1 protein-coding gene and 1 pseudogene are annotated in these 1,134 nt (G+C 72.7%); both read right to left on the bottom strand.

All coding sequences use genetic code 11. The features are described from left to right. A pseudogene (locus CCN56_RS38095) lies at nt 1–247 on the bottom strand (SAM-dependent methyltransferase); the annotation flags it as partial. A gap of 26 nt (nt 248–273) precedes the next feature. Continuing rightward, nucleotides 274–1,134, bottom strand: an 861-nt coding sequence (locus CCN56_RS38090) for a cytochrome P450 (protein WP_143664773.1), incomplete at its 5' end; no start/stop codon positions are given.

The following is a 1,134-nucleotide window of genomic DNA, read 5'->3' as shown; positions in this document are numbered from 1 at the left end:
CTGCCAGCATGGCCGGGGCGAGGTCGACGACGATGACGTGGTGCCCGCGCGCGGCGAGCCGCAGCGCGTCGCCGCCGTCACCACCCGCGAGGTCGAGGATCCGCAGCGGCCCGCCCCCGGGGCCCTCGTCGAGGTGACGCATGAGGTTCGCCTCGGCGAGCGTGTAGCGGAGGCGGCCCCAGGGGGCTTCCTGCCATTCCTGCCAGGTGGCCATCGCGGTGTCGAACTTCTCGTGATCTCGAGCCATTCCGCGACGATAACGTCGGCCGCGCCTCACTTCCGCGCGTGGACCGTGGCGAGGACGTCGCGGTCCGGCTGGAGGGTGAGGCTGGGGACCGGCAGGATCTCGTCCGCTGTGAGGTCCAGGTGGTAGCGGCGGGCCAGGACCGCGAGGACGAGGACCGCCTCGACGAGGGCGAAGCGGGTGCCGAGGCAGACCCGGGGGCCGCCGCCGAAGGGGAACCAGGCGTATTCGGGTATCTCCTGGGCCGGTTCGCCGTCCTGGTCGATCCACCGCTCGGGGCGGAAGGCCTTGGCGTCGCCGTACCACCGGGGGTCGCGGTGGGTCGCCCACTGGCTGGACCAGACGCGGGTGCCGGCGGGCACGGGCATGCCGCGCAGGGTGGCGCCCTCCTTGGCCAGGCCGGTGAGCAGCCAGATCGTGGGGTACAGCCGGAGGGTCTCCTTGATGACCGCCTGGGTGTACGTCAGGGACGCGTAGTCGTCGTAGCCGGGCTCGTGGTCGGCGAGGACCCGGTCGAGCTCCTCCGTGAGCGCCTCGCGGACCCGGGGATTGCGGGAGAGCAGGTACCAGGCCCAGACGAGGGTGGAGCTCGTCGTCTCGTGGCCGCCGATGTAGAGGGTGACGGTCTCGTCCCGTATCTCCTGGTCGGAGAGCGCCGCACCGGTCTCGTCCCTCGCGGCGAGCAGGCGGCTGAGCAGGTCGGGGCGCTCGGTCTCGCCGTCCCGGTGCTGGGACACGACACGGGCGACCTCCGCGTCGATGACGGCGGTGGCGCGCTTGATCCGGGCGCGGCCGGGGGTGGGGACCCAGTCGGGCAGGACCGCTCCGATGCCGCTGAACTCGGCCCCGATCTCCTTCTGCGCGATGTCCATGGCCTGCCCGATGGCCTC

It is taken from the genome of Streptomyces sp. NRRL B-24572 (assembly GCF_002156145.1).
Classification (GTDB): domain Bacteria; phylum Actinomycetota; class Actinomycetes; order Streptomycetales; family Streptomycetaceae; genus Streptomyces; species Streptomyces vietnamensis.
This window is presented reverse-complemented; position numbering and strand designations above follow the sequence as displayed.